The 7,499-nt window shown below is 36.3% G+C and carries 8 protein-coding genes; all 8 read left to right on the top strand.

What is annotated here, in order from left to right:
- Positions 1–1,196: 1,196 nt before the first annotated feature.
- The 8 genes from PVK71_RS19885 to PVK71_RS19920 all read left to right on the top strand — a co-directional run bounded on the left by PVK71_RS19885 (position 1,197) and on the right by PVK71_RS19920 (position 7,372).
- The gene (locus PVK71_RS19885) at positions 1,197–1,475 is read left to right on the top strand and encodes a type II toxin-antitoxin system RelE/ParE family toxin (protein ID WP_012534781.1); all 279 of its coding nucleotides are present in this window, start codon (positions 1,197–1,199) and stop codon (positions 1,473–1,475) included.
- Positions 1,475–1,768: a HigA family addiction module antitoxin gene (locus PVK71_RS19890; RefSeq protein WP_017023495.1), complete on the top strand. Its 294-nt coding sequence runs from the start codon at positions 1,475–1,477 to the stop codon at positions 1,766–1,768. The genes PVK71_RS19885 and PVK71_RS19890 overlap by 1 nt, the downstream gene beginning before the upstream one ends.
- 1,282 nt (positions 1,769–3,050) lie before the next feature.
- Positions 3,051–3,527 carry a GNAT family N-acetyltransferase gene (locus PVK71_RS19895; RefSeq protein WP_274421066.1) on the top strand — a complete coding sequence of 159 codons (477 nt, stop codon included), beginning with the start codon at positions 3,051–3,053 and terminating at the stop codon, positions 3,525–3,527.
- Between the two features lie 243 nt (positions 3,528–3,770).
- Complete coding sequence (locus PVK71_RS19900; protein ID WP_017019179.1) at positions 3,771–3,917, top strand: hypothetical protein; 147 nt, start codon at positions 3,771–3,773, stop codon at positions 3,915–3,917.
- A gap of 941 nt (positions 3,918–4,858) precedes the next feature.
- Positions 4,859–5,317, top strand: a complete 459-nt coding sequence (locus tag PVK71_RS19905) for a hypothetical protein (protein WP_274421906.1) — start codon at positions 4,859–4,861, stop codon at positions 5,315–5,317.
- A gap of 175 nt (positions 5,318–5,492) precedes the next feature.
- A complete protein-coding gene (locus PVK71_RS19910) occupies positions 5,493–6,338 on the top strand; it encodes a hypothetical protein (protein WP_274421068.1) in 846 nt (281 codons plus the stop codon).
- A 237-nt stretch (positions 6,339–6,575) separates the two neighbouring features.
- Positions 6,576–6,845: a type II toxin-antitoxin system TacA family antitoxin gene (locus PVK71_RS19915; protein WP_274421069.1), complete on the top strand. Its 270-nt coding sequence runs from the start codon at positions 6,576–6,578 to the stop codon at positions 6,843–6,845.
- A complete protein-coding gene (locus PVK71_RS19920; RefSeq protein WP_274421070.1) occupies positions 6,842–7,372 on the top strand; it encodes a GNAT family N-acetyltransferase in 531 nt (176 codons plus the stop codon). Before PVK71_RS19915 ends, PVK71_RS19920 begins: the two co-directional genes overlap by 4 nt.
- The last annotated feature ends 127 nt before the right edge of the window (positions 7,373–7,499 follow it).

Here is a 7,499-nt window from a genome sequence, read left to right on the forward strand (position 1 = left end):
CACGAACTAAAGATAGCAGTTTTTTGGCTCAGTTCGGCGATAGAACCATTCGATTTTTAGATGTGAAAGTAGGGTGGTTTTCTTTCTTCTTTGTTTCCTTTTGGTTTTCATTTCATAGGTTCGGCAATTAACTATTTTCGGTCTAAGTTCATGCGTTTCAGAGGCATTTTTACGCTTCAATGGTTCTTTGGTGTTGCCTCATTTTATCCTGCATTCGTGCTTTGCTCGTAGCATTTTCAATCCCAATTGTGGTTAGGATATTTTGGGTTATAAGCTAAAAAAATTGTTGAAGCCAAATCGTACAAATGGCGCTAGAAAAAGGATTGCTTCGTTTCGCAGTTTTTGCAGTTGAACGGTTCTTTTGTTCGCTAAATTGGCTTTTGTAATTTAGAATTGGTTTCTAAATATTTTTGGTAAATCAGTTCTTTACCAATTAAAGCGAAGCGTTGACAAAGATCGTGTAACAAATGCATCAACACGATTTGCTACACTCGGCGTTGTCAGTTTGTCTTTAGTTTCAGTGATTAAGACAGTAAAATTCAGCTAAGTCTGTATCGTAGCAAACGTGTTATGCAGGCGTTATACGAACTCTGAGAATGCAGTTTTTTGGTTCAGTCCAGCGATTGAACCATTAGCTTTTTAGGTATGAAAGTAGGGTGGTTTATCTTTTTCTTTATTGCCGTTTGGTGTTCGCTTCATCAGGTTCGGCATTTAACTATTATTGCCCTAAGTTCAGGCGCTTCAGCGGCTAATTTACGCTTCAATTGTTCTTTGGTTATGCCTCATTTTAGCCTGCATCAGTGTTTTCCTCTCAGCATTTTCAATCCCAATTGTGGTTAGGATATTTGGTTTATCAGCTCTAAATTGGCTGAAACCAAATCGTACAAATGGTGCAAGAAAAAAGGATTGTTTCGTTTCACAGTTATTGTTGTTGAAGTGATATTTTGCTCGCTTAATTGAGCCGGTCTAATTAAAATTGTTTTACAGCAAATCTTGGTAAATCAGTTCTTTACCAAGTTAATTGGAGCGAAAGCAAGGCTCGTATAACAAAGCAATCAACACGATGCTAATTACACTCGGCGTTTGTGGTTTGAAGTATAATTGGTTTGGAAAGTAAGGCGTTCGCACGTGTTATTGCGGCGTTATATTTTTTATTGAAACTTGCGTCATAATGCGCAACGCGCTACACTCTTCGTATGATTAAAACATTTAAGCACAAAGGTCTTAAAAAGTTTTTTGAGACTGGCAGTAAAGCGGGCATTCAAGCGAAACATGATCGCAAATTGAGAATGCAATTAGCCGCGATAGATACTGCAACCATTATCGATGATGTTGATTTGCCGGGTTTCAAGCTTCATCCTTTGAAAGGAGATAGAGATGGAATTTGGTCAATTACAGTAAATGGTAACTGGCGTGTTACTTTCGAGTTTGTCGATGGTAATGCTTACATTTTAAATTACGAGGATTACCATTAATGGCTATGTACAATCCCCCACATCCAGGTGAGTTTATCCATGACGTTTATATGGAACCATTTGGCTATAGTTGTCGCTTTGTTGCTAAACAACTTGATGTTGCGGCTTCAACTCTAAATCGAGTGATAAAGGGTAAGAGTTCAATTTCACCTGAAATGGCATTACGTCTTTCAAAATCACTCGGTCGTACGCCTGAAAGTTGGCTAACGATGCAAGACAATTACGATCTATGGCAAGCAAAACAAAACGTGAATTTAACTAAGGTGCACACGATCAATTTTGCTATGGCGTAGTAAAATATAACAATCGCATCAACACGATTTACTACACTCGGCATCTCAGGTTGTCGGGTGTTTCTCGTTTTAAGGTGTCAATATTAAGTATGATTGCATAGTAGTAAACGTGTTATGCAGGCGTTATACGAACTCTGAGAATGCAGTTTTTTGGTTCAGTTCAGCGATTGAACTATTAGCTTTTTAGGTGTGAAAGTAGGGTGGTTTTCCTTTTTCTTTGTTGCCTTTTGGTGTTCGTTTCATCAGGCTCGGCATGAACTATTATTGCCCCAAATTCAGGCGTTTCAGCGGCTCATTTACGCTTCAATTGTTCTTTGGTTATGCCTCATTTTATCCTGCATCAGTGTTTCCCTCTCAGTATTTTCAACCCAAATTGTGGTTTGGATATTTGGTTTATCAGTTCCAAACTGGCTGAAACCAAATCGTACAAATGGTGTAAGAAAAAGGATTGTTTCGTTTCACAGTTATTGCCGTTGATTGGATATTTTGCTCGCTTAATTGAGCCAGTCTAATTAAAATCGTTTAACAGCAAATCTTGGTAAATCAGTTCTTTACCAAGTTAATGGAAGCGAAAGCAAGGCTCGTATAACAAAGCAATCAACACGATGCTATTACACTCGGCATTCGCGGTTTGGAGTATAATTGGTTTGGTAAGTCGGTCTTTCGCACGTGTTATTGCGGCGTTACACGAACTCTAAGAACGCAGTTTTTTGGCTCAGTTCAGCGATTGAGCCGTTAGTTTTTTAGGTGTGAAAGTAGGTGATTTTCCTTCTTCTTTGTTTCCTTTTAGATTCCATTTCATCAGGTTCGGCAATTTACTATTATTGCCAAAAGTTCATGGATTTCAGAAACCAATTCACGCTTCAATTGTTCATGGTTTTGCCTCATTTCGGTCTGCATCAGTGTTTTACTCGCAGCATTTTCAATCCAAATTGTGGTTAGGATATTTGGTTTATCAGTTCCAAACTAGCTGAAACCAAGCCGTTCAAATGGTGTAAAAAATGTATCTGTTTTCCATTTACTTCATCTCGCAATTTAAGAACATTTTGTTCGCTTAATTGCTATCGGTAAATTAGAATCAGGGCTTAGAAAATCTTGGCAGGGCAGTTCTTTACCAAGCTAGCCAAGCCGAAAGTAAGCACGCACAACAATCGCATCAACACGATTTATTACATTCGGCTTTTTGGGTTTGCCTTGAATTTCGTGATTAAGGTGGTTAATTCAGGTTGGTTTGCATGGTAATAAACGTGTTATGCCAGCGTTATAACCTCAAGAGGAAATCATGGAATTAGAGACTTTTGAACATAAGGACTATGATCAGCTTACTGCCTGGATAGATAGCGAAAAACTTTGTTATTTATGGGGCGGGCCAGCTTATAAATATCCTCTTACTCATGAACAAATTGAAATTCATTGTAAGCAGCCACAGGTGTTTCCATTTCTATTTACTGTTGAGAATAATCCCGTTGGTTTTGTGGAGCTTTATCAAGTTTCAGTTAATGAGTTTCGTATCTGCCGTGTATTTATCTCACCTGAATATCGAGGTCAGAATCTAGCTCAAATCATGCTACAGCTACTTATTGAAAAGGCACAGGTTACTTACAAAGCTAATTTACTGACATTAGGTGTTTTCAGCCACAATAAATCAGCGATTTCATGTTACAAAAAACTGGGGTTTGTAGAATTTGAGCTGGTAACTAATAGCTTATCATTTGATGGTGAGAGTTGGGACTTGTCACGCATGGAAAAACGGTTATAACAAATGCATCAACACGATTTGCTACATTCGGCATTCTAGGTTTCTTTGAGTTTGCCGTATTAAGTGGTAAATTTAGGCTCAATCTGCATGGTGCAAACGTGTTATGCAGGCGTTATAACCTAGGTGAGATGTTTCTCAAATACACTTAAATATTAATAGTTTAAGTGATAGTTAAGGTAAAATTGATTTCATACTATAGATTGTAGCTATTTAGTAATCATTGAATAAAAAAGGACTTTGAAAATGACAACTCTTCAAAAAATTGCAATTGGGCTTGGTTCTGGTTTACTTGTTGGATCTGTTTCAACGGTGCTACCTAGCTTACAATTTTGGTGTTTTGTCATTGGATTAACTCTAATTAATTACGTTATTGTTACGAAGAAAAAATAAAGTAAATAAGTGATAGTTATCGGTGCCAAAGAACATGACTTGCTGGAAATAAGATGATCAAGGTAGTGATTATAATGTTGAAGGTAAACAGTTACGGTTTCAGTAACATTATCAGATGGTTATAACAAATGCATCAACACGATTTACTACACTCGGCATCTTAGGTTGTCGGGTTTTTCTCGTTTTAAGGCGTCAATTTTAAGTATAGTTTCATAGTAGTAAACGTGTTATGCAGGCGTTACACGAACTAAAGATAGCAGTTTTTTGGCTCAGTTCAGCGATAGAACCATTCGATTTTTAGATGTGAAAGTAGGGTGGTTTTCCTTCTTCTTTGTTGCCTTTTAATGTCCGTTTCATCAGGTTCGGCAATTGACTCTTGGCGGTCTAAGTTCAGGCGTTTCAGAGGCATTTTTACGCTTCAATGGTTCTTTGGTGTTGCCTCATTTTATTCTGCATTCGTGCTTTGCTCGTAGCATTTTCAATCCCAATTGTGGCAAGGATATTTGGTTTATAAGCTAAAAAATTGCTGAAGCCAAATCCTTCAAATGGTGCTAGAAAAAGGATTGTTTCGTTTCGCAGTTTTTGTAGTTGAAATGATATTTTGCTCGCTAAATTGAGCTGGTCTAATTAAACTCAGTTTACAGTAAATCTCGGTAAATCAATTCTTTACCAAGTTAATAGAAGCGTTGACAAAGATCGTGTAACAAAGCAATCAACACGATGCTAATTACACTCGGCGTTTGTGGTTTGGAGTGTAATTGGTTTTGTAATTCGGTCGTTCGCACGTGTTATTGCGGCGTTATGTGCTGTTCATTAATTAGAAAAACGACGTATTCTTATAATTAATGCATTGATGATTTTTAAGTTACCTTTAGATATCTTACACTTAATGTTCTGATTTGTTAGTTTTTATTAAATTTAAGCTAGTAATTAAATCTATAATGAAAGAGAAATCAATGATTGATATTATGCAAATAGATATACTCGAGTTTAGAAATGCTTATATAGATTTGAGTAATGAAAATGTTTCGTTAAGACGTCGATTAAGTGGCTCACCTGAAAGGTTTATAAACAAAATGCTTGAAATGACATTTGAGCATGAGTGTTCTTATGAATTTGTTTTAACTAAGTTTGAAAGAACATATATACAAAGAATTAAGTTTCAACATGTTCCTATATCAGTGGGAGTCTTAAGAGGTACAGGAACACAAACTAAATCTGAAATAACGTTGTTAGGTGTCGATATAGAATCAAACCAAATCTTGTCTAATGATTATATTAAAAAACTTGTATTAGATATATTAATTAGAGGTAAGGGATTTGCTCCAAAATCATGGAACCCTGAGCATGTTAAAAATATGCCAGAAAAGATTATATCTGTGAGTAAAATCTTAACGTAATTTAATCTCAAATAAACACATAACAAATGCATCAACACGATTTACTACACTCGGCATCTCAGGTTGTCGGGTGTTTCTCGTTTTAGGGTGTCAATTTTAAGTATAATTGCATAGTAGTAAACGTGTTATGCAGGCGTTATGTTTTCAATCGAAATAATCATTTTTTAGGTAGTTTATGACTCCAGAATATAGAATAGATGCAGAGCAACGAATAGAATCTTATTTATCTGGCAATGATATTAATAATATCAAATATATGCAGGTTGAGCAGACTTTTACAGATGTAGGGTTAGAAATTCATGTTTGGAATGTGAAAAGTAAAAATGACGGTAATTGGTGGGTCGTTGAAGGCGAATCTGTACCAATGAATTTGTATACACAAAATGAATTTTATTTTTCTGCTGATGAGGCATATTCTTTTCACCTCGGAATAAGTCAAAGGTTAGAAGTTAGTCATTATCAAGAATACCGACATGTTATTGATGAGGTGCCTCTTGATCATGTAAAATCTATTAGTAGACGATTAAATAATGCAGCAGTAGATTTAAATAATGTTACGGGTCCGGAGGACATCCAAGCTATCGGTTTGACTTGCCGTGAAAGTTTAATCGAATTGGCTGGCGTATTAGCACAAGATAATCCTGATTTATTAAAAGAACATGAATTAAAAGCTGCGGACTTTAAGGGTATATCTAAAGCGATAATTAATATTTATGCTCCAGGAAAAAGTAATAGTAAGCTAAGAAAGCGTTGTCGAGACGTAGTTGAAGCCGCTTGGGGTCACTCATCAGAAGTTGTTCATTCACCAAATAAAAATATTCCAGACGCGAAAATCTGTTTATTACTAACGTGTACCGCTGTTTCTCTAATTCAGAACCTATTTTTAAAGTATTTAGGCTTTGATAGTGAACCAAAATGTTCAGCATGTAAAAGTATGGATTTTGAACTGTTTAGTAAAGATGAATCCGACGAAACTATTTTTAGTTGTAATACGTGTGGTCATGAGGAAGCTGTAGAATAAAACATAACAAATGTATCAACACGATTTGCTACATTCGGCATTCTAGGTTTCTTTGGTTTTACCGTATTAAGTGGTAAATTTGAGCTTAATCTGCATAGTAGCAAACGTGTTATGCAGGCGTTATATTCACAAAGCTTAAAAATTAAATCCGTATTAGCTCCGTACAAGTTGCACTTTGGTTGTTTAAATCTTATACTCAGGTTAATTACGGAATTACTCCGTACAATTGGAGGTTTTATGGCTACTGCAAGACTTGATATCCGCTTGGATGAAGAAATCAAAGCTAAGGCTGAGAAGGCTTCAGCTTTACTTGGTTTAAAAAGCTTAACTGAATATGTTGTTCGTTTAATGGACGAAGATTCAACTCAGGTGATTTCTGAACATGAAAGCATCACTGTTGAAGCAAATGTATTTGACCAATTCATGATTGCTTGTGACGAGGCTAAAGCTCCGAATAAAGCGTTACTTGACGCTGCTGCATTTACTAAAAGTGGTGAGTTTAAGTGAGTTATTCCAAGACTTTCAAAGAATTGGATAAATCACAGCACGATAGAGCATCATTTGACTGCGGTGAAAAAGAGTTAAATGATTTTATCCAAACTCAAGCTGCTAAACATATGCAAGCAGGTATTAGCCGCACAATGGTTTTGCCTGCTTCAGTGCCATTACCAAATCAGAAATATCCAATTTGTTCATTTTATAGTATTGCGCCAAGTTCGATTAGCCGTGATACGTTGCCACAAGCGATGGCTAAAAAATTACCACGCTATCCAGTTCCTGTTTTCCTTTTAGCTCAACTTGCAGTTCATAAAGAATTTCATGGAAGTGGGTTAGGTAAAGTTAGCTTAATTAAAGCTCTCGAATATCTTTGGGAAATTAACTCTCATATGAGAGCTTATGCCATTGTTGTTGATTGTTTAACTAAGCAAGCAGAGTCATTTTACGCAAAATATGGTTTCGAGGTTCTTTGTGAAATCAACGGTCGTGTAAGAATGTTCATACCAATGAAAACAATCGGTCAGTTATTCACTTAGACGTAAGAGTGAATATAACAATCGCATCAACACGATTTGCTACATTCGGCATTCTAGGTTTCTTTGGGTTTACCGTATTAAGTGGTAAATTTGAGCTTAATCTGCATGGTAGCAAACGTGTTATGCA

This window comes from Aliivibrio sp. S4MY1, assembly GCF_028765545.1.
Taxonomy (GTDB): Bacteria; Pseudomonadota; Gammaproteobacteria; order Enterobacterales; family Vibrionaceae; genus Aliivibrio.

Coding starts and splice junctions, on each gene's coding strand:
- PVK71_RS19885 (WP_012534781.1), top strand. CDS start 1,197: ATGATTAAAACATTTAAGCACAAAGGTCTTAAAAAGTTTTTTGAGACT.
- PVK71_RS19890 (WP_017023495.1), top strand. CDS start 1,475: ATGGCTATGTACAATCCCCCACATCCAGGTGAGTTTATCCATGACGTT.
- PVK71_RS19895 (WP_274421066.1), top strand. CDS start 3,051: ATGGAATTAGAGACTTTTGAACATAAGGACTATGATCAGCTTACTGCC.
- PVK71_RS19900 (WP_017019179.1), top strand. CDS start 3,771: ATGACAACTCTTCAAAAAATTGCAATTGGGCTTGGTTCTGGTTTACTT.
- PVK71_RS19905 (WP_274421906.1), top strand. CDS start 4,859: ATGAAAGAGAAATCAATGATTGATATTATGCAAATAGATATACTCGAG.
- PVK71_RS19910 (WP_274421068.1), top strand. CDS start 5,493: ATGACTCCAGAATATAGAATAGATGCAGAGCAACGAATAGAATCTTAT.
- PVK71_RS19915 (WP_274421069.1), top strand. CDS start 6,576: ATGGCTACTGCAAGACTTGATATCCGCTTGGATGAAGAAATCAAAGCT.